Genomic DNA, 21,130 nt, shown 5'->3' on the forward strand with positions numbered 1-21,130 from the left:
TCATGGTACGGTGTGGCTGTTATCAGGGTTTCTCGGTTACCCTTCCGGACAAACGCCAGCCATAGATACCATCCGGCATCTGGCGGACACCCGTGTATCCCTGTTTCATCACTTCTCTGGCCGCGACGGCACTGGACGTACACAAGCGATTGGCACAGTAAAAAACCATCACCGCATCTTTGTTTTTGGGCAGCAATTCGCGCCAGTTGCGGACGTTGAAAAATATCGCGCCGGGAATATATCCCTGTGCCCAAATCTCCAGGGTATTGACGTCGAAAAAATACACTCCGGGTTTACCCAACAGGGTTTCAGCTTCCAGCATGGAGATGGTATTGAGTTCCACGTCGTACTGCTGTGCCGGACGCAACTCACCACCACCGCCGGCAAAGCACCATGGGCTTATCAACACACAGCTGAGGCAAAAGCCTTTGAAAAAACTTGTCATCCTCTTCTCCGGTCAATCCCGGCTGGTTTGCCAGCCGGGATTTCCTGTCAGCCTGATGACTGCTGGGGAGCAACAGCCATCAGGCGTTCAGGTGTTATTGCCTGGTCGCGTAAGTACCGTCAATAATCGCCTGAGCCTGCTCGACATAGGCCAGGGCGGCACGCAAACGTTTTTGGGAATAACGTGGGCCGTGAACACCCCATGAACCGTCGGCTTTGATCAGATCCAGTGCTTCCTGCGCTTTTTCAGTCAGCATATAAACCTGGGTCTTCTGCTCAGTTGTCAGTTCGGTCACTTCCAGCAGCTGATCAATACGCTCAATGGCCAGCTCGACCTGCTTATAAGTGTCCTTAACCGGCTTCTGCCATTTCTGCACTTCACCGTAAATTTCCATTTGGTCCTGATAGTGCAGACCGGGTTCCAGTTCAGACTGGAACTGGCTGTGACAACCTTTGTTGTCCACCACGTACTTGTCGGAAATAGAGGTGCGGGCACAGGACCACATCAGGTCAAGGTAGCCATGGCCGTCTTCATCCTGGGCAACAGTCCAGCCTTTCACGTGGGATTCCCGTGGCATGCCTTCCGGAGGATTCAGAGTCTTGCGCTTGGGATCCACATCAATCTTCCACAGGTGGGAACGGCGTACAGCATCAAAACCAGCCATATCCGGATACTGGATTGCGGTGAAGTTTTCACAGGAGCCCATGTTAGGCATGTGACAGCTCACACAATCAATTTCCTGGTGGGTTTTGGCGTTCTGGGCCACAGTGGTCTGCGCCTGGTGACAGTCCTGACAGGTTTTCTTGATATTTGGCTTGGTAAAACCTGACTGCCAGTCATTGCCGGTCACTTCATGAGGGTCGTGACAGGTCGCACAGCGCATACCTTTGTCATAGTGCGACGACATGAACATCTGCGAACCTTCAGTACCACATGATGGACAGGAAGACTTCATCTTGACGTTGAAGGCATATTCAAGCTTGCCATCAAAATCAGGATTTTCGGCATTGCCATCGATGTAGTTGGACCGCTGGTGACAACGTTCACAGTTGGATGGCATTCCACCACCTACACCGCCATCCAGGTGACCACCTGCGCCGTGACACTCTTCGCAGGTAATCCCTTTGGCAATAGTGTGCTCCTGCAGTTTTTTCGGATCGCCAAGCGCCGCGTAGAATTCATCCTTGTTCTTGAAGTCGAACTTGAAGCTGTGGCAAACCTCACAGTAAGAACTGGCAGGCTGGAACAGGAATTCTTTTTCGTACTTGGCACCATAGGAAGTGACCCCCCACTGGTGAGAGCCGGACGCACCAAAGTCTGTCATCTTGGTTGGGAAGCCAGGGATGACCTTCGCAATTTCCTGAGCTTTTTCCGGTGTCAGCCACTCAGCCCAGCCGCGGGAAAACTGGTTGCCACCGGCCACCAGAGTACCGGTACCGTCAATCAGCAAACCGTCGCGAATATGATAGGAACCCCGCACCAGATAACGGTCAATAAAGCCATACTTGGTACGAGGGGTACCAATGGTGGCGTAAATCGCATCTGCGGTCACACCATCAGGCAAAATGGAACCTTCTGTGCCATAGAGCTTTTTCTTCAGATCATTACCCACTTCTGGGTGTTCACCGGGGAAACGCACTGTCTGGGCATGACGGGAACGTTTCCACTTCTCATACTGCATGGCATGACATTCACCACATTTTTCCGGTCCCACAAACTTGTTGGGGAAATCCAGAATAGACTTGGCCCCCAGACGGTACTGGATAGCAGTCGGCCTGCCGGTACGCTTGGAGAAAGCAGGACCGCCGCCGGTGTCCATATATTCATTGCCACGGTCACTGACCTTGTATGTCCCGACCATACGGCCGTCTTCGGCATACTTGAATACAGGGTGATTCTGGAACAAATAGTCGAACAGCTCCTTTTCCTGAACGATATAGTCCTGCAGTGTTTTTACACCACGGCTCTGTTCTGTCAGATCAGGGTTGGCAATCACCTTCTGAGCGGTTGCCGTCATCTGTTCATTACCGTATCCCGGTTTTTCAGCAGTTGTTGGGGCCGCCAGGACACTGCCTGCGGCGCCGACACAAAACAACAGCCCGGCTGTTGTTTTGTAATTCCAACGTTTCATCGTCTACTCCTATCTTAATTATCATCAGCATCTAACTTTCACTGAACCCGACAGTTCACCGAACGACATAAGCGCTTGAGCGGGGACCAGTTTGAGGAAAACTTCAGACAGGAAATGACGGACTTCCCCCAATCACAAAATGTTTTAATCAGGCAAAATCCTCAAAAAAATCAATTTCCAATTTAAACAATAAGTTGATATTTGTTGCTGGCCTAAAAACGGGATGGATTGAACATTTTTCATGGATCTCAAAAGAGGGTTTTAATGATCTCAAAAAGCCCTTTTAAGGATTGAGAAGATTAAAGAAACAACGGATTTGGAGGGCAGCAAAAGGGCACGAAGGCTCTGCAAACAGCCAGAAAAGCGCTTATGCCACCACGCGCTGCGACATAAAACGCCATCATCATTCAGGGACTTGCACAAAGAGACTGTGCCTGGTGAACTCTGTCAGTCAATTACCGCGCATCCGGCGGCATTTCATATTGCGTGCCTGCGCTGCGTGAAGCGGACAGTGGGGTTTATCAATAAGAAAGGTTCAATAAGAGAGGTTCAATAAGAGAGGTTCAATAAGAGAGATTCAGTTACCGCCCCGGACGTTAATGCCAGCAGCAGTTCAGATCCCACAGATGTTGTCAGGCGCAAGCCCACGCCTGCGCCAGCTGCACTGCAGCGTTAGTCTTTATGCTCTATCACATCATCGGTAAAGTCAGTGTGCCAGAACTTGTAACCCTGCACTGTGGCCTGAGCTGCGGCCCCCCAGATAGCAGACTGATAAATGCGCACGCCTTCCACATCGTAGGAGGTGTTGGCCGCCGCCTGACCGCCTTCATCGTCGGCTTTGGCCGAGGCCTCAGCCCGGGCACCGGCATCCCAGCCTTCATCGACAAAGCGCTTCATGGCTGCGTTGGTCTGGAACACATAGAGGAAAGCGACCTTTTTAAAACCGATACCGACCCCGGCTCCCAGTGAGGCGAAACGATAATAATCCACCTTACCACCGGTGTGGAATGTGCAAATCCCGCCGCCGGTCGATGCCGCAAACAGATAACTGTCACTGCCGGTACACACCAGATAGCCTTTGGCTTTGGCGATAGCCGCCTTGGCTCCGGGATGATCGGCATAGATTTCGGTAAGTGCTTCGGCGGTATCTTTACGGGCATTGGCCTTTTTGGCTTCCGGGGTGGAACCTGTGGCGCAGGCAGTCAGTGTTACGGCTGCAACCAACAATAAGGGCAGAACTCTCATCACACACTCCTAATAACTAAGAACAGAATTTGACTCTACTTCGCCAGCCTGTACCTGTCTATTTATCTGAACGATAAAAAATGCCCGGCACAGAGTACCGGGCAAGCTCTTGTTACAGCTGACGAATTCGGGCGATTTCAGCAGCGTCTATGCCCAGAGACTCGAGAAATTTCTGGTGCTCATCCGGCTCCATTTCCTCGAATTTTCTGTGCCATTGCAGCATATCCGCCTCGGTAAATCCGGCGGCCTGCATAATTTCAACCCAACGTGCTTTGGTGACCATATTGTCCTCCGAAATAGATTCCTGCAGCACCGCCATGATGGCTTGTTGCTGCGATCTGAGATGTCGAATCTCCTGCTCCAGCTGATTAAAGTGAGCCTTTAATATCTGAATCTGAGACTCCCCCTGCTGACTGAGTAACGTAGCGATATTCGCCAGCGACAAACCATAGGCCCGGTAGGCTGCGATAGCCCTGAGCCGCTCCAGCTCTTTTTGTCCGTACCAGCGATAGCCGTTGTCACTGCGACAGGCCGGCGTCAGCAGTCCCTGCTGCTCATAGTACATGACAGTCGTTCTGGACAGCCCGCATTGCCGGGCCAATTGGGTTATGGTCAACATCATACGTTCTCTGTGTACAGGGATGGACATCATCAACCTTAAGGTCATAGACAGGTCAACAAGCCAATATCCGCCTCATCGGCAATCACCGGATCCACTATAAAGTAAAGCGGTATGTTGCAATGAGATGAAGCGGCTTTCGGGGCCAACCACACGCAGGAGCAATAAATCATAAAAACCAGAAAAACAAACCACTCATGCGATTTGCATGAATTAGCAAGAAAAAATAACAACACCTCTTCATCCCCCACTGTTTTACACGGCAGAGCGAGGCATAAACCATAACACCGAAGCGAGACACAAAATGGACCACTCAGTTTGTAAGCACTGACATCGAATATCTGCTCACCGCCAATAATCGACTTCACTTAATCAATTAAAAAACAATACACCCCATAAAAATCCAGAAATAACTGTATGAAAATGTATTTTTTAATGGCGTTATTCACACAACTGAATTAAATCTCTTGTTTTGTACATTATGCGAACCGAGCAGCACTTTACCTATCCAATTTCCTATAAATTAACAATGGCTTGAGTTCACATTTCCAGAATGACTCAGGCGAAGATAAAGAACACTCTTCAGTGCGGGTATTGGATGACATCTCCAATTCAAACTGTGGGTATTCACGTCTTTCCAAGCTGTTCATTAGATTATTTGAAACCTGAACCCAAACATGAAAAAAACCACTCTCGCTTTGCTTTTGAGCGCCAGCCTGCCTTTTGCCACCCTTGCAGCTGAGCCCATGCCCTACCCGTTGTCCAACCTGACAGTAGCCGACGGCGCAACACCTGAACTGAAGCAGTTCCGTGATGCCAACTCCTGTAAAGGTTGTCACCCCCGTCAATTTAAAGGCTGGCAGGGTTCCATGCACTCCATCGCCTTTATCGACCCGGTATTCCAGGCAGAGTGGGCTATGGGTGAAGCCGAAACCGATGGTGCAACCCGCAATCTGTGTGGCGGCTGTCACACAGCGCTGGGCACTATTACCCAAACCGTTGAGTTCAAGTCTGAATCCGGCAAGTACGGCGGTTTCACCACCCAAGGTGTCGCCACTCTGGGCGTCAGCTGCGAAGTGTGTCACAGCGTAGTGGACACCAATATGGACAAGACGGCCAACGGTGAGCACGGTAATGCCTCACTGGAAATTGCCACCGACGGCGCCAAACGCGGTCCGCTGGCAGATGCCAAATCCAAAGGCCACAAAGTGGTGTACTCAGAGCTGCACACCAAGTCTGAGTTCTGTGCCAACTGCCACAACGTGTTCAACCCTGTGCATGACGACTTCCCGCTGGAACACACCTATCAGGAGTGGAAAGACTCGCCATATGCCAAGGCAGAGATCCAGTGTCAGGACTGCCATATGGTACCGGTGGAAACCGCCGTGCGGGTTGCCGATGAAATGAAGCCAGCCAAACAGCTGCAGGATCATGGTCTGGGCGGCAAAGCCGGAATGGGCGGCGCTCATCGTGATCTGGTCCATGACCACACCTTCGTCGGCGGCAACGCAGTCGTTGCACCCCTGCTGGGTGTACCGGGTGGTGAAGCACATGCCGCAGAAGCCAAAAAGCGCCTGCAGACCGTGGCTGAGCTGAACGCCAAAGTGTCCGGCAGCAAAGACAAGCCGGTGCTGGAAGTGACTGTACACAACCGCCGCGCCGGTCACGACCTGCCAACCAGTCTGACCTTTATCCGTCAGGTATGGCTGGAAGTGGTGATCACCGACAAGCAGGGCAAAGAGATCCTGCGCTCCGGTACTCTGACTGCCGACAACAGCCTGCCGGAAGGCACTGTGGTATTCCAGGACACAGCAGTGGACATCCACGGCAAGCTGGAGCACAAGCCATGGAAAGTGGCCAAGTTCAGCGTGCACAACACCATCCCGGCCAAAGGCAGCAAGACAGTGTCATACCCATTTGAGCTGCCAGCCGGTGTGACTGACTATCAGGTGGATGTGAAGCTGCACTATCGCTCCTTCGATCAGAGCGTGGCCGATCTGCTGCTGGAAGATAAGGTCGCCGTACCTTCCATCGAAATGACCCAGTTGCAGCAGAGCTATCAGGGCACCTCGCTGAAGTAAGCTCGCTTGAAATCAGCGTCTTCAGACAAAAGCCTGTCGTGATTGAGGCAGGCTGAAAAACACAACCGGAGCTGTGCTCCGGTTTTTTATTATCTGCACTTCCCAAAAGACGCTGCCACCTGTCGACATCCGCCTTGATTTGCGAAGCCCATCCCATTCTCGGTGACCGGCCCTGAGATTTAGCATTGAATAATTTAGAATCATCGCCGCAACGGCTATGCCCGGCACTGTTAGCCCTGGCATCCAAGCAAGCCTCACGGTCAACCTGATAACCCGCATTCGGCTCAGGCGCTGTGCGACCCTGCCATTCCAGGAGCCCTATGTTATCCAAGAGTATCGCCCAAAAGATTGTTGAACGAGTCATGAGCGCGCTCAACTATTCAATCAATGTGATTGATCAGAATGGCATTATCATAGGTTCAGGGGATGCATCACGGATCAATGATATCCATGAAGGTGCCCAGCTGGCATTCAATGATTGCCGCACAGTGGAAATCAATGACAGCATTGCCAATCAGCTCAAAGGGGTAAAACCCGGCATCAATGTGCCGATTTTCTACGGCAATAATCCAGTCGGCATTGTCGGGATCTCGGGCGATCCGGCCGAGATCAGAGAGCAGGTGCCACTGGTCAAATCCATTGCAGAGCTGATCATCGAGCAGGCTGAAGCCATGTCTCACGTTCAGTGGGACCGACGCCACCGGGAAGAGCTGGTATTTCAACTGATCAATGGTGACGGTTTTAATGAGGAGCAATTAACCGACATCGCCGAAAGACTCAAGCTGGATCTGAAGCAGCCCAGAATCGCCACCATCATTAAACTGTTCCCCAAAAATGGCCATCAGATCACCTCTGAGCATCTGGTTCGTCTGGTTTATCTGCTGGAAAACCCTGAGCGTGACAATATCGTCGCCATCAAATCTGTCACCCGCAGGGAAGTGGTGGTGCTCAAGCCGGTCAAACTCTGCAACGACTCCTGGTCAAAAGAGCATGAACTGACCCGAATTAAAGCCCTGTTTGCCAGAATAGAAGACGACAAGAAATATGCTGCCAAGATTTATCTTGGAGACTATTACCCCAATATCAATGGATTAAGCCTGTCCTATCTGTCAGCCAAAGCCACCATGCAGGTGAATGAAAATATCAGCTCGAAAAAGGGCAATGAATTTCATTTTTACAATGACGCTATCATCCCCATCAGCCTGCATTATCTCAAAGACATCAAGTGGCATTCAGACAGGATCGCCAAGCCTTATCAGTTACTGCTGGCGCAGGATAAAAAAGGCTTGTTGCGCGATACCCTCAAGATTTACTACCAGCAAAACTGCAATATCAACGCCACCTGTGACGCGCTGCAGTTGCACCGCAATACCATTCGTTATCGACTGGAGAAGATTTGCGAGATCACCAAGCTCAATATCTTTGACTTTGATGCCAACGTCCTGCTGTATATGTCGCTGCAAGCCCATGAAGGCCCCAGCGCCTGACTGTGCCGGCAACGCAAATACAACTGACCTCAAGCAGCTAAGCGGCGGTTAATCCAGAGTAAAGCAGACCAAGCGACGGACTGGGCACCTGCCTTATCCCGTGGCGGCCTGGCTGCATTCATCATGGCCTCTAGTCCAGAACCAAGTGTACCCACTTACCGCTTTTTGCAATGTTTCAGTGCAACCCAACACCACAGCCTCAAGTCAGGGTTAAACCGGGAAACAGCGGCTGCTCCAGCATGACGGCTACTTTTTCGCGGCTTTGCTGCTTTGTACATATGCACAAAAAAACGTGATTTTTATCTGCGCGCTTTCCAACATGTACACAAAGACATGAAAATTTAATGTCGCTAAATTACTTCCCGACATTATTCAGTCGGAGAATATATTGTGGTGGAAGTATCCATGCTCGGCGCGCTGGTAGCGCTGCTTGTAGCTATCTTTCTGATTTTAAAAAAGGTGCCCCCGGCATACGGTATGATGCTGGGCGCATTGGTTGGCGGTATTGTTGGCGGCGTGTCGTTAACAGAAACTGTGTCGCTGATGATAGGCGGCGCACAGGGCATAGTGACCGCCGTGCTGCGTATTCTGGCCGCGGGTGTGCTGGCCGGCGTACTGATTGAATCCGGCGCCGCAACCGCGATTGCCGAATCCATTGTCAAGAAAATCGGTGAAACCCGTGCCCTGTTCGCGCTGGCACTGGCCACCATGATCCTGACCGCAGTCGGCGTATTTGTGGACGTGGCCGTTATCACTGTTGCCCCGATCGCGCTGGCCATTGCTCACCGTACCGACATCTCCAAAATGGCTATTCTGCTGGCCATGGTAGGTGGTGGTAAAGCGGGTAACGTCATGTCCCCCAACCCCAACTCCATCGCAGCCGCTGATGCCTTTAACGTGCCACTGACCAGTGTTATGGCTGCCGGTATCATCCCGGGTATCTGTGGCATGTTGTTCGCCTACTTTATTGCCAAGAAGCTGGTCAACAAAGGCAGCAAGGTGGAAGCCCATGAAGTGGTCACGGTAGATACTCATCTGCTGCCAAGCTTTGGTGCGGCCATCGTTGCGCCACTGGTTGCCATTGCCCTGCTGTCCTTAAGACCCATTGCCGGTATCGCCATTGATCCGCTGCTGGCCCTGCCACTGGGCGGTCTGGCTGGCGCCATCGCCATGAAACGTCACAAACAGATCAACAGCTTTGCCATCTCTGGCCTGAGCCGCATGGCACCTGTGGCCGTGATGTTGCTGGGTACAGGTACACTGGCGGGCATTATCGCCAACTCTGGCCTCAAATCGGGACTGATTGATGCCCTGACGGCATCCGGTCTGCCATCTTACCTGCTGGCCCCGGTATCCGGCGCCATGATGTCGCTGGCGACCGCATCGACCACCGCCGGTACTGCCGTTGCTTCCAGCGTATTCAGCCAGACCATTCTTGAGCTGGGTGTGCCTGCGCTGGCTGGCGCTGCCATGATCCACGCCGGTGCCACTGTGTTTGACCATATGCCACACGGCAGCTTCTTCCACGCCACCGGCGGCTCAGTGAACATGCACATGAACGAGCGCCTCAAGCTGATCCCTTATGAAACCGCTGTCGGCCTGATGATCGCCTTTGTCTCTACCATGATGTTTGGCGTGTTCGGATTCACTTTCTAAGGTAATAAATCATGAAAATTGTTATTGCTCCCGATTCATACAAAGAAAGCCTGACCGCGCTGGAAGTGGCGCAGGCCATTGAGAATGGTTTTAAGCAAGTGCTGCCTCATGCCCAGTACATCAAATTGCCCATGGCAGACGGCGGCGAAGGCACAGTGCGCTCCCTTATCGACGCGACCGGCGGTGAACTGATCAACTGTCAGGTCACAGGCCCTTTGGGCACCCAGGTCGATGCCTTCTTCGGCATCACAGGTGCTCAGGACGGTAAGCAGACCGCCATTATCGAAATGGCTGCCGCTTCCGGCCTGCATCTGGTGCCAAGCGGCGAGCGGAATCCACTGATCACCACCACCTATGGCACAGGCGAGCTGATCAAAGCGGCACTGGATCTGGGCGTGTCCCACATCATCATCGGCATCGGTGGCAGCGCCACCAATGATGGCGGTATCGGCATGGCGCAGGCACTGGGGATCAGCCTGACCGACGCTGAGGGTAACGAGCTGGGCTTTGGCGGCGGTGAACTGGCCAAACTGGCCAACATCAGCACTGAAAAGCTGGACCCACGCCTGGCCAATATCACTATCGAAGTGGCCTGCGATGTCGACAACCCGCTGTGTGGCCCCAAAGGCGCATCCCAGGTATTTGGCCCACAAAAAGGGGCCACACCAGAAATGGTGACTCAGCTGGACAGCAACCTCAGTCACTATGCCGATGTCATTGCCAAACAGTTGAATGTCGAAGTCAAACAGGTACCTGGCGCTGGCGCCGCTGGCGGCATGGGCGCCGCTCTTATCGGCTTGCTGAATGCCAATCTGCGCCCCGGCATTGAAATCGTGATGGATGCGGTCAATCTCAAAGCGCATCTGCAGGATGCTGATCTGGTGATTACCGGCGAAGGGCGTATCGACAGCCAGACTATCCACGGCAAAACCCCCATCGGGGTGGCGCGCTGCGCCAAGCAATTCAATCTGCCTGTGATTGGGATTTCAGGCTGCCTGGCACCGGATTGCGGCGTGGTACACGACCATGGCATTGACGCCGTATTCGCCGTGGTCTCCCGCTCAGTGTCCCTTGAAGAGGCATTGAAAGAGGCAGAGTTCAACGTCGAGTTGACCGCCCGTAACGTGGCCGCGGTATACCAGTTCAAACGCTGAGGCAGGCGGGCGGCACAGGTTGCCGCCAAACAACCAAATTCATTTTTAACAGTTAATAAGCGCAATCAAAATGGCAAAGATTATTCAAATTATCGGTCGTGAGATCATGGACTCCCGCGGTAACCCAACCGTAGAAGCAGAAGTACACCTGGAAGGTGGTTTTATCGGTATGGCCGCTGCGCCATCCGGCGCCTCTACCGGCAGCCGTGAAGCGCTGGAACTGCGTGATGGCGACAAGACCCGCTATCTGGGTAAAGGCGTACTGAACGCTGTCGCCAATGTAAACGGCCCAATCCGTGACGCCCTGCTGGGCAAAGATGCTACTGCTCAGGCTGAGCTGGATGGCATCATGATTGCGCTCGATGGCACTGAAAACAAAGACAAGCTGGGCGCCAACGCCATTCTGGCCGTGTCACTGGCGGCTGCCAAGGCTGCTGCTGCTGCCAAGGGTATGCCACTGTACGCTCACATTGCTGAGCTGAACGGCACCCCAGGTCAGTACAGCATGCCACTGCCTATGATGAACATCCTCAACGGCGGTGAGCACGCCGACAACAACGTCGATATTCAGGAGTTTATGGTTCAGCCTGTGGGCGCCAAGAGCTTCCGTGAAGGTCTGCGTATGGGCGCTGAGATTTTCCACAACCTGAAGAAAGTGCTGTCTGCCAAAGGCATGAGCACCTCTGTGGGTGACGAAGGTGGTTTTGCCCCTAACCTGGCATCCAACGCCGATGCCCTGGCCGTGATCAAAGAAGCGGTTGAAGCTGCTGGTTATAAGCTGGGCACAGACGTGACCCTGGCGCTGGATTGTGCGGCCTCCGAGTTCTACAAAGAGGGCAAGTACAAGCTGTCCGGTGAAGGCAAAGAGTTCAGCTCCAATGAGTTCTCTGACTACCTGAAAGCCCTGACTGAGCAGTACCCAATCGTGTCTATCGAAGACGGTCTGGATGAGTCTGACTGGGACGGCTGGGCTTACCAGACCCAAATTCTGGGCGACAAGATCCAACTGGTGGGCGACGACCTGTTCGTGACCAACACCAAAATCCTGAGCCGCGGTATTGAGAACAAGATTGCCAACTCCATTCTGATCAAGTTCAACCAGATTGGTTCGCTGACTGAGACGCTGGCCGCCATCCGTATGGCGAAAGAAGCCGGTTACACTGCCGTGATTTCTCACCGCTCAGGAGAAACCGAAGATGCCACCATCGCCGATTTGGCGGTGGGCACTGCTGCGGGCCAGATCAAGACAGGCTCACTGTGCCGCTCTGACCGTGTTGCCAAGTACAACCAGCTGCTGCGCATCGAAGAGCAACTGGGTGAACAAGCTCCATACCGTGGCCTGAGCGAAATCAAAGGCCAGATCAACAACCACTAATCGGCTGGTAATGAGTGCCAAAAGCTGAGCAAACGAGATGCTCTGCCCCACAAAAGCTTCAGCCATGGGCGCGGTATTACCGCCCATGGCAACTGATAAAGAATTAACTAGTTGGAAATGAATATGTTTCGCAGAACCAAGATAGTCACCACCCTGGGCCCGGCCACTGACAGAGATGATAACCTGAGACGCATTATCGCCGCAGGTGCCAACGTGGTGCGTTTGAACTTCTCCCACGGCTCACCGGAAGACCACCTGGAGCGTGCCAACCAGGTACGTGAAATAGCCAGATCTCTGAACAAAAACGTGGCCATTTTGGGCGACTTGCAGGGCCCAAAAATCCGCGTGTCTACCTTCAAAGACAACCAGAAAATCAAACTGAGCATTGGCGACAGCTTCATTCTGGATGCCGAAATGGCCAAGGGGGAAGGTGATCAGCACGCCGTGGGTATCGACTACAAGGCGCTGCCTCAGGACGTCACTGTCGGCGACATCCTGATGCTGGACGACGGCCGCGTGCAGCTTGAAGTCACCGCCATCGCCGGAGCTAAAATCCACACCCGGGTGACTGTGGCAGGCGTGCTGTCCAACAACAAGGGCATCAACAAGAAAGGCGGCGGTCTGTCCGCGGCAGCTCTGACTGACAAAGACAAGGCCGACATCATCACTGCCGCGCAAATTGGCGTGGACTATCTGGCGGTCTCTTTCCCCCGCTCTGGCGAAGATATCGAATACGCCCGTCAACTGGCTACTGAGGCTGGCTGTAATGCACTGATCGTGGCCAAGGTGGAACGCGCTGAAACCGTACAGGATGAAGCGGCCATGGATGACATCATCCGCGCCAGTGACGTGATCATGGTAGCCCGTGGCGATCTGGGTGTAGAGATAGGTGATGCCGCACTGGTTGCGGTACAGAAGAAACTGATCCGCCGCAGCCGCCAGCTGAACAAGGTCGTGATCACCGCGACCCAGATGATGGAGTCGATGATCACCAGCCCAATGCCAACCCGCGCCGAAGTCATGGACGTCGCCAATGCTGTGCTGGACGGCACTGACGCCGTGATGCTGTCTGCAGAAACCGCCGCAGGTGATTTCCCGGAAGAGACAGTAAAAGCCATGGCAAGCGTGTGTTTGGGCGCAGAAGAGCACCCAAGCATTCAACTGTCTGGTCATCGTCTGAATATCCGCTCCAACTCGATTGAAGAGACAATTGCCCTGTCGACCATGTATGCCGCCAACCATCTGGAAGGCATTAAGGCGATTGTGGCTCTGACCGAGTCAGGCCGCACGGCGCAGCTGATGTCACGCATCAACTCCAACCTGCCGATCTTCGCGCTGTCACGTCATCAGCACATTCTCAACAAGATGGCCCTGTATCGCGGCGTGATGCCCATTGCCTTTGATACCAAAGGTTGTGCATCCGATGATATCGCTGCCAGCGCGCTGGAGATGCTTAAGCAAACCGGCCACCTGCAGGCAGGCGATCTGGTGCTGCTGACCCATGGTGACACCATGGATATTGTGGGCAGCACCAACACAGTCAAGGCGCTCATTGTAGCTTGATGTCGTAACCTGATGCTGGCATGGACCCGGCCAGCCGCGCGCCATTGCGCTCACAAGTCGGGTTGCTAACATAAAAGCCTTGTGAATCGCCCAAAAGCCGGAGCCCAGCTCCGGTTTTTTCTTGCCCCCGATTTTTTACTCTGCTCCGGCTTTGTTATTGCGCCCGGCTTTTTAATTGCACTCAAACTGGCTGAATGTCAGGATCCGCCAATCCATTCAGCGTAATTCAGGCTCCCCATGACACTCAGCTTGCTTCGACTCATTATCCCCGCACTCTTACTGACGATTTCAGTCCACACGCAGGCCAATGACACCAGCGCGCCATCCTGCGGCGATAACTGTACTCTGGTGATCGCCTCAGATTCAGGGGTTGTGAAACGGGTCAACCCCGAGCGTACCGCCACCGCCTATTCGCCCTTTTCTACCTTTAAAATTCCCAACTCGCTGATCGCACTGGATCTGGGCTTGATTGAGGATCTGCAGCAGCCACTGAGCTTTGATAAAAGCAAATACCCGGTGCAGTCCGACTGGCCCAAAATCTGGCATGAAAACCCCATAGATCTGCGCACCGCCTTTCAACATTCTGCCGTGCCCATCTACCGTCAACTGGCGACAGAAATTGGCAAGCAGTCCATGCAGCGCTATCTGGATAAGTTTCACTATGGCAACCAGGATATCAGCTCAGGGCTGGACAACTTCTGGCTGGGTGGCAGCCTGACCATCTCTGCCGATGAGCAGATCGCCTTTCTCAAGTCCCTGTATCACGGACAATTGCCGGTCAAACCCGAGTCTCTGGCCAAACTCAAACAGGTAATGTTGGTGGAAGAGACTCCCGACTATCGCCTGTATGCCAAAACCGGTGGCGGCAGACTGGATTCAAACAAGTCGCAGGGCTCAAGTAAGTCGCAGGACTTAAGCAAGTCGCAAAGCTCAGACAAGTCACAAAGCTCGGGCAAGTCGCTGGGCTGGTATGTGGGCTATGTGGAAAATACCAAGGGCGTGTTTTACTTCGCCATGAACATCGAAGGCAATGAGTTCTGGCCCACTATGGAGCAACGCCTGCCGATCATGCGGGCCGCGCTGGTTCAGGCCGGGGTACTGCCACAGTCAAAATAATACCAATTTCATTTAATAGTTGATCTGTTTCAGCGGGCGTTCAATGCGCTTGAGACAAGGCGAGCCGGCGAAGTCATAGTGGTGCTATGTCAAGATGGCTCAACACAGTATCAAGTGCATTGAAACCCGCACTGCGTGAGCGTGTCAGGCATCCTGCTTCTGTGTTGCATTGCTCTCAAAGGGAACCACCCTTAGTCGAACAATGCGCCTTGAATCAGCATCCCTGACACGCTCTGAATTGATCAAACTATTAATGAAGTTGGTATAAGAAAACGGGCGCCGAAGCGCCCGTTATCGCCATTACTGCTTGGGTTTGCTGGTAAACCAACTGGCAGCCATGGAGATCGCCAGAATCGCCGCCACTACCGCCAGCGCAATGCCGGTGGGGATCTTGTACCACTCGATAATCAGCATCTTGGTACCGATAAATACCAGAATCGCCGCCAACCCGTACTTGAGCAGAGCAAAACGCTCGGCCACCCCGGCCAACAGGAAATACATGGCCCGCAGACCCATGATGGCGAAGATGTTGGAGGTCAGCACGATAAAGGGATCTGTGGTTACGGCAAAAATCGCCGGAATGCTGTCCACCGCAAAGATCACATCGCTGAACTCCACCAGCAAAAGGACCAACAGCAGCGGAGTTGCATACCGGACACCCTGCTTCACCACGAAGAAACGCTCGCCTTCCAGATTGTCGGTGAGTTTCATATGTCTGCGCATAAAGGCCAGCAGGGCATTGTCCTGCAATCCCTCTTCCGATTCTTTAACCAGCACCATTTTAAGGCCGCTGAACACCAGAAAGGCGCCGAACACATACAGGATCCAGTGGAACTGATTGATCAGGTACGCGCCGCCGAACACCATGATGGAACGCAGAATAATGGCGCCCAGAACACCGTACAGCAGCACCCGCCGTTGCAATTCAGCCGGAATCGCAAAGAAGCTGAAAATCATCAGCCATACAAACACGTTGTCCACCGCCAGCGCCTTCTCCAGCAAATAGCCGGTAAGGAATTCGACTGTTTTCTGATGAGCCAGTTCAGCGCCGCCGATATGATTGAAATAGAACCAGAGTCCGGCGTTAAACGCCATGGCCACTGCCACCCAGATCAGGGTCCAGATGCCAGCCTCTTTCACCGACACCTTATGGCTGTGACCGCCACCAACGAAACGGATATCGATCCACAAAATGCCCAGTACCAGGGCGAAAAATGCCGCCCATAACCACCATTGCTCTAACACTGCGATTTCCCCTTATACCACTGCAGGAATAAATTTTTTTTGTATGTTGAAACAAAAAAGCCCGTTGCCAAAAGGCAACGGGCCACTGATTCTGAATTCGGGACGCCTCGCCTTTCGGCAAGGTCTCACTGACAGCTTACGCTGCCCTGCCACCGGGTATTGAGTCCACGACTCTCGACCGGGATTGACGATGACAGGTCGCCGACGCTGAGAATCAAAGCACCGGCGATAGTTACTCCCCTTGTGGCCCGAATTATACCGCTGCCAACCCTGCCAGGCCATTAATTTGATTTCACACTTATCAGCTTTTTCCCAATGATTTGGGTCTGATAATCGATTTTACCTTTTGTGACCTAAGACAGGAATAATGCTATAGTGCGCCGCATATGGAGATTTTTGGCGCTTTTCCACATGAGTTTTAAGGATTTACGCAGTTTTATCAATCACCTCGAGATCAATGGCGAACTCAAGCGAGTCAGCGTTGAAGTCGATCCCCATCTGGAGATGACAGAGATCGCCGATCGCGTGCTGCGTGCCGGTGGTCCCGCCCTGCTGTTTGAGCATCCCAAAGGCCATGATATGCCGGTACTCGCCAACCTGTTTGGCACCCCCAAGCGGGTTGCCATGGCACTGGGCAAGGAAGATCCCATCGCCCTGCGCGATGTCGGTGAACTGCTGGCGTTCCTCAAAGAACCTGAGCCGCCACGCGGCTTTAAAGATGTGATCGCCAAAATCCCCATGTTCAAACAAGCGCTGAACATGCCGCCTAAAACCGTGCGTAATGCTCCCTGTCAGCAGGTAGTTAAAACCGGCGATGAGGTGGATCTCACCAAACTGCCGATCCAGCACTGCTGGCCAGGTGACGTTGCGCCACTGGTCACCTGGGGCCTGACCATCACCAAAGGGCCACGCCAGAAACGCCAGAATCTGGGCATTTACCGCCAGCAACTGCTGGGCCCCAACAAGCTGATCATGCGCTGGTTGTCACATCGAGGCGGCGCGCTGGACTTTGCCGACTTTAAAGAGAAATTCCCCGGCGAAAAATACCCTGTGGTGGTGGCGCTGGGCAGCGATCCTGTCACCATTCTGGGCGCAGTGACCCCGGTACCGGATGCCATGAGCGAATACGCCTTCGCCGGGCTGCTGCGGGGCGAGCGCACTGAAGTGGTCAAGGCGCTAAGTTGCGATCTGGAAGTACCGGCCACCAGCGAGATCATTCTCGAAGGTTATATCGATCCCGATGAACTGGCAGAAGAAGGTCCCTATGGCGACCACACTGGCTACTACAACGAGACAGATAAATTCCCGGTGTTTACTGTCACTCACATCACCCACAGAAAAGATGCCATCTACCACAGCACCTACACCGGCCGGCCACCGGATGAGCCAGCCATGCTGGGGGTGGCGCTGAATGAAGTGTTCGTGCCGATCCTGCGCAAACAGTACCCTGAAATAGTGGATTTTTACCTGCCGCCGGAAGGCTGTAGCTATCGCATGGCGGTGATCTCCATCCGCAAGCAGTATCCGGGACACGCCAAGCGGGTGATGATGGGCGCCTGGTCGTTCCTGCGCCAGTTTATGTACACCAAATTTATTGTGGTGGTGGATGAAGATGTGAACTGCCGCGACTGGCAGGATGTCATCTGGGCCATCACCACCCGCATGGATCCCAAACGGGATACCGTGATGATAGACAATACCCCCATCGACTATCTCGACTTTGCCTCACCGGTCGCCGGACTGGGTTCTAAAATGGGTCTGGATGCCACCAACAAGTGGCCCGGTGAAACCGATCGCGAATGGGGTACCCCAATCGTGATGGATGAAGCAGTTAAACAGAGAATCGATGCCATCTGGGATGAACTGGGTATTGATGATGCGCCTACGCTCTGATGATCAGCGCTACAGGCAGTAAACCTTCGCAGAAGAGGTAACAAGGAACCAAGATGAAACACATTCGTTGTCAGATAGAAAGCGTCACCCCATTCAATGATGCGGTATACCGGGTAATCCTCAAACCGGATCAACCTGTGCAGCACAAAGCCGGTCAATATCTGCTGGTTGTGATGGGGGAAAATGACAAGCGGGCGTTTTCCATCGCTTCTGCCGAAGAGACTGGCACCATTGAGCTGCATATCGGCGCGGCGGTAACTGAGAGTTATCCCATGCAGGTAGTAGAGCGCCTCAAGAGCAGCAGCCATATCGACATTATGGCGCCCGGCGGCGAAGCCTGGCTGCGTCATGAAGCCAGACGTCCGCGCCTGATGATCGCCGGCGGCACCGGCTTCTCCTACATCAAGAGTTTGATTGAACAGCAGATCAAACTGGGCCAGACAGTAGAAACCACACTCTACTGGGGCTGTCGAACCCAGGATGCCATGTACTTTGAACAATTGGCCCGCGACTGGCACAGCGCTCATCCATGGCTGCACTTTGTGCCTGTAGTTGAACAGGCCAGCGAAGAGTGGGACGGCAAACAAGGCAACCTGCTGGAGCAGATCAAACACGATTTTGTCAGCCTTAACGGCTATGACATCTATATCGCCGGGCGCTTCGATATGGTGGGGGCGGCCCGCGAGGTATTCCGGCAAATGGGAGTGGAAGAAGCTCACCTCTACGGCGATGCCTTCGCGTTTATTAAATAACCCCAACTGACAACCAAAGAGGAAGCCAACCGCTTCCTCTTTTCCATTCAAGGTAACACTTAACCGCCCCGCCGTTGTGCGTTACGTTCAGTCCCCTTGTCTTATCTCCTGGCCACACGCCTTTTGGGTCGCGTACTTTTTCTGGTCGAGCCCTGTGCGCCTGTTGCAATGTCGACACCAGTTTTGAAAACAGGGCCAACAAGACTTAGTATTCCAGCTTTACCGCTTTTGGAGAGCCCCATGCAACTGACCGCCCTCACCCCGGAGATATACACCCATCTGTACCGGGATATCCTTGAGTTTCGCAGCGCCTTTGATCTGCCGGTCGCCGATCCGCAATCACTGGATCTCGCCAGCGACACCCTGCACACGTCGCTGATCATAGAAGAATTGACCGAGTTGGCGCAGGCGCCGGACAAAGTCGAGCAGGCCGATGCCATTGTGGATTCTGTGTATGTACTGATGGGACGTCAGGTGCATCTGGGGGCAAGCCATATGCAAGACAATCCGGCCATCAGCTATCTGGTGGACCTGCTGCTGAATGTCGCCCGTAATCTGAATATCAACTTTCTGCCTTGCTGGGATGAAGTTCACTCAAGCAACATGAGTAAACTGTGCCGTAACGAGCAGGAGTACACAGCCACCGAAGCCTTTTATGCAGCGCAGGGCATAGTGCTGACCGCCAGCCACAAAGGCGGCTTTATCATCGCCAAATGTGCCCGGGATGTGGAAATGGACGGCAAAACAGTACGGGCGGGCAAAGTGCTGAAAAATGTGAACTACCGTCCTGCAGATCTGACACCACTGGTATAAATAAAAGAATCCCCGGGGACGGGTACCCCGGGGGTGCTCAAAATCTGCAAAGAGAAGGGGAAAGGAATGTCACCAGCAAAGACTAACCCTGCTCGACTGAATGAAAGCTGAACCAGTCAGGATACCGCCTCTGCTTCTCACCGTGCCGTTAGCCCAGCAAACCGGATTGGGTGATGTCGCAACAGACAGTGGCAGTAGATTTTGAAGTGAACGTGAAAGAGAAAACGGCCGGATTAACCGGCCGTTTTTCATTACAAATCGAGCTTCTGATATTTGGTCCAGGCTATGAAGTTACCCAGCCGCGGAACAATCCACACCGCAGTATTTTCGTTCTGGAAGATACGGTAAAAATACAGCTCATCATCCAGTACTTCATGCTTGCGGCTTTCCCGGAAGAAGTGCACCGCCGAGGAAGAGATCTCCTCCGGCTTGGTCAGGGTCTTTTGGGCAACGCGCACATGGAACACGTCCGCTTCCATACCACCAATTTCACTGCGGTACTGATCGAACTCACCGCGCAGACGATACTTGATGGGGGTGGTCAGACAATCCTGATCGGTGACACAGGATGAGAAGTAAAAGGTGCCTGAGTCCTTATCGTCATAAATCAGCGACATGGTAATGTCGTTGCGGATAAGCAGCTCACCCGCCACCGGGAAATACACATCGGCGTGATAGTTATGTTCCGTCATCTCGCCACCGGTACCTATACCCTGAGGCAATTGGATACGGTTATAGCGAATGCGCTTTTCCATCTCTTTGGACAGCGGGATAAAGTCCGCCATGCTCAGACCGGCTGGCTGCTCGTCGATCATCGCCAGATTGATAATACCTTCGCCGGTACAGGCCTTGGGATCTTTCCCCGGACACAGGGACAGCGAGTAATTGTTGAAATCCGCCAGCGCAAAGGCACTGAAATCTTTCATGCCATCAAGATGATTGCCCTCTGGCGCCAGGTGCTTTTGCCACCAGGAAGGATGCAACTGCTCTTTGCCCACCCGATAGATAAGCTTGGCCTGCTCCTCAACACCCCCGACATTCAACGGGATGGTCTTGTCGCCACGCCAGTTGGCACTGGCTTTGATGACGCCGTGATAATCACTCATATACCAACCGGCAGCGATCAGCAGCAGCCCGGCCAGAATGCCACCGGCCTTGGTACGCGCCGAGACCCCCACCAGCAGATCACGGATGGATCTGGCGTCTTTAATGGCCAGCATTTTGACGTTGGACTGCTCGGAAATATGCAGCTGATAGCCACGACGCGCCAGCGTCTTGAGCTGCACTTCACCGTAAGGCTCCAGTTTTTTGCGCAGGGTACTGATGCACTGGGTCAGCGAAGTCGGCGCAACGACACGCTCCGGCCAGCCAATTTCCAGCAGCTCCTCTTTGGTCAGCACCACATCCGGGTGCTTGAGCAGTGCCGCCATTACCGCAGCTTCGGAAAAGGTCAGCGCAATCTTGGTGCCATGGAGATGGTCCACCAAGTGCTTTGCCTGTTCATCCAACTCGAGATAGGGGGTAACTTTCAACACGATTTGCTGCCTGCGACTTA

At 53.4% G+C, this 21,130-nt stretch carries 16 protein-coding genes; 10 read left to right on the plus strand and 6 right to left on the minus strand.

From position 1 onward, the window contains the following. Positions 1–22: 22 nt before the first annotated feature. From ACRRUX_RS14035 to ACRRUX_RS14050, 4 genes are all read right to left on the minus strand, one after another. Entirely contained in the window at positions 23–445 is a 423-nt protein-coding gene (locus ACRRUX_RS14035) for a rhodanese-like domain-containing protein (RefSeq protein WP_432531384.1), read from the minus strand. A 94-nt stretch (positions 446–539) separates the two neighbouring features. Beyond that, entirely contained in the window at positions 540–2,576 is a 2,037-nt protein-coding gene (locus tag ACRRUX_RS14040; protein ID WP_432531386.1) for a cytochrome c3 family protein, read from the minus strand. 672 nt (positions 2,577–3,248) lie between these two features. Further along, positions 3,249–3,821 (minus strand): hypothetical protein, encoded by a 573-nt coding sequence (locus tag ACRRUX_RS14045; protein ID WP_432531388.1) that lies wholly within the window; start codon positions 3,819–3,821, stop codon positions 3,249–3,251. A 112-nt stretch (positions 3,822–3,933) separates the two neighbouring features. Further along, positions 3,934–4,443 (minus strand): MerR family transcriptional regulator, encoded by a 510-nt coding sequence (locus tag ACRRUX_RS14050; protein ID WP_432531390.1) that lies wholly within the window; start codon positions 4,441–4,443, stop codon positions 3,934–3,936. A gap of 674 nt (positions 4,444–5,117) precedes the next feature. Between ACRRUX_RS14050 and ACRRUX_RS14055 the strand changes: the two genes are divergently transcribed. The 7 genes from ACRRUX_RS14055 to ACRRUX_RS14085 all read left to right on the plus strand — a co-directional run bounded on the left by ACRRUX_RS14055 (position 5,118) and on the right by ACRRUX_RS14085 (position 14,872). Beyond that, entirely contained in the window at positions 5,118–6,521 is a 1,404-nt protein-coding gene (locus ACRRUX_RS14055; RefSeq protein ID WP_432531393.1) for a multiheme c-type cytochrome, read from the plus strand. 320 nt (positions 6,522–6,841) lie between these two features. After that, a complete protein-coding gene (locus ACRRUX_RS14060) occupies positions 6,842–8,008 on the plus strand; it encodes a sugar diacid recognition domain-containing protein (RefSeq protein ID WP_432531395.1) in 1,167 nt (388 codons plus the stop codon). Positions 8,009–8,398: 390 nt separating this feature from the next. Next, entirely contained in the window at positions 8,399–9,664 is a 1,266-nt protein-coding gene (locus ACRRUX_RS14065) for a GntP family permease (RefSeq protein WP_432531397.1), read from the plus strand. Positions 9,665–9,675: 11 nt separating this feature from the next. Further along, positions 9,676–10,818 carry a glycerate kinase gene (locus ACRRUX_RS14070; protein WP_432531399.1) on the plus strand — a complete coding sequence of 381 codons (1,143 nt, stop codon included), beginning with the start codon at positions 9,676–9,678 and terminating at the stop codon, positions 10,816–10,818. 70 nt (positions 10,819–10,888) lie between these two features. Then, the gene (gene eno / locus ACRRUX_RS14075) at positions 10,889–12,193 is read left to right on the plus strand and encodes a phosphopyruvate hydratase (RefSeq protein ID WP_432531401.1); all 1,305 of its coding nucleotides are present in this window, start codon (positions 10,889–10,891) and stop codon (positions 12,191–12,193) included. Positions 12,194–12,316: 123 nt separating this feature from the next. Further along, the gene (pyk, locus tag ACRRUX_RS14080) at positions 12,317–13,756 is read left to right on the plus strand and encodes a pyruvate kinase (RefSeq protein WP_432531403.1); all 1,440 of its coding nucleotides are present in this window, start codon (positions 12,317–12,319) and stop codon (positions 13,754–13,756) included. A gap of 237 nt (positions 13,757–13,993) precedes the next feature. Beyond that, positions 13,994–14,872, plus strand: a complete 879-nt coding sequence (locus ACRRUX_RS14085; protein WP_432531405.1) for a penicillin-binding transpeptidase domain-containing protein — start codon at positions 13,994–13,996, stop codon at positions 14,870–14,872. 300 nt (positions 14,873–15,172) lie between these two features. Here ACRRUX_RS14085 and ACRRUX_RS14090 read toward each other — a convergent pair whose 3' ends face one another. Beyond that, positions 15,173–16,117 carry a TerC family protein gene (locus ACRRUX_RS14090; RefSeq protein ID WP_432531407.1) on the minus strand — a complete coding sequence of 315 codons (945 nt, stop codon included), beginning with the start codon at positions 16,115–16,117 and terminating at the stop codon, positions 15,173–15,175. A gap of 411 nt (positions 16,118–16,528) precedes the next feature. On the opposite strand from ACRRUX_RS14090, the gene ubiD reads away from it, so the two are divergent. The 3 genes from ubiD (at position 16,529) to ACRRUX_RS14105 (ending at position 19,575) form a co-directional block, all read left to right on the plus strand. Then, on the plus strand, positions 16,529–18,010 hold the full coding sequence (gene ubiD, locus ACRRUX_RS14095; protein WP_432531409.1) for a 4-hydroxy-3-polyprenylbenzoate decarboxylase: 1,482 nt from the start codon (positions 16,529–16,531) through the stop codon (positions 18,008–18,010). A gap of 53 nt (positions 18,011–18,063) precedes the next feature. Next, entirely contained in the window at positions 18,064–18,762 is a 699-nt protein-coding gene (gene fre / locus ACRRUX_RS14100; RefSeq protein ID WP_432531411.1) for an NAD(P)H-flavin reductase, read from the plus strand. Between the two features lie 240 nt (positions 18,763–19,002). Next, the gene (locus ACRRUX_RS14105) at positions 19,003–19,575 is read left to right on the plus strand and encodes a nucleoside triphosphate pyrophosphohydrolase family protein (RefSeq protein WP_432531413.1); all 573 of its coding nucleotides are present in this window, start codon (positions 19,003–19,005) and stop codon (positions 19,573–19,575) included. A gap of 251 nt (positions 19,576–19,826) precedes the next feature. On the opposite strand, the gene ACRRUX_RS14110 is transcribed toward ACRRUX_RS14105, so the two are convergent. Then, positions 19,827–21,110: a winged helix-turn-helix domain-containing protein gene (locus tag ACRRUX_RS14110; protein WP_432531415.1), complete on the minus strand. Its 1,284-nt coding sequence runs from the start codon at positions 21,108–21,110 to the stop codon at positions 19,827–19,829. Positions 21,111–21,130: the final 20 nt, after the last annotated feature.

The sequence above is a fragment of the Shewanella sp. GXUN23E genome (assembly GCF_050865035.1).
In the GTDB taxonomy this organism is placed as follows: Bacteria; Pseudomonadota; Gammaproteobacteria; order Enterobacterales; family Shewanellaceae; genus Shewanella.

Coding starts and splice junctions, on each gene's coding strand:
- ACRRUX_RS14105 (WP_432531413.1), top strand. CDS start 19,003: ATGCAACTGACCGCCCTCACCCCGGAGATATACACCCATCTGTACCGG.
- ACRRUX_RS14070 (WP_432531399.1), top strand. CDS start 9,676: ATGAAAATTGTTATTGCTCCCGATTCATACAAAGAAAGCCTGACCGCG.
- ACRRUX_RS14040 (WP_432531386.1), bottom strand. CDS start 2,576: ATGAAACGTTGGAATTACAAAACAACAGCCGGGCTGTTGTTTTGTGTC.
- fre (WP_432531411.1), top strand. CDS start 18,064: ATGAAACACATTCGTTGTCAGATAGAAAGCGTCACCCCATTCAATGAT.
- ACRRUX_RS14035 (WP_432531384.1), bottom strand. CDS start 445: ATGACAAGTTTTTTCAAAGGCTTTTGCCTCAGCTGTGTGTTGATAAGC.
- eno (WP_432531401.1), top strand. CDS start 10,889: ATGGCAAAGATTATTCAAATTATCGGTCGTGAGATCATGGACTCCCGC.
- ACRRUX_RS14050 (WP_432531390.1), bottom strand. CDS start 4,443: ATGATGTTGACCATAACCCAATTGGCCCGGCAATGCGGGCTGTCCAGA.
- pyk (WP_432531403.1), top strand. CDS start 12,317: ATGTTTCGCAGAACCAAGATAGTCACCACCCTGGGCCCGGCCACTGAC.
- ACRRUX_RS14085 (WP_432531405.1), top strand. CDS start 13,994: ATGACACTCAGCTTGCTTCGACTCATTATCCCCGCACTCTTACTGACG.
- ACRRUX_RS14055 (WP_432531393.1), top strand. CDS start 5,118: ATGAAAAAAACCACTCTCGCTTTGCTTTTGAGCGCCAGCCTGCCTTTT.
- ACRRUX_RS14045 (WP_432531388.1), bottom strand. CDS start 3,821: ATGAGAGTTCTGCCCTTATTGTTGGTTGCAGCCGTAACACTGACTGCC.
- ubiD (WP_432531409.1), top strand. CDS start 16,529: ATGAGTTTTAAGGATTTACGCAGTTTTATCAATCACCTCGAGATCAAT.
- ACRRUX_RS14060 (WP_432531395.1), top strand. CDS start 6,842: ATGTTATCCAAGAGTATCGCCCAAAAGATTGTTGAACGAGTCATGAGC.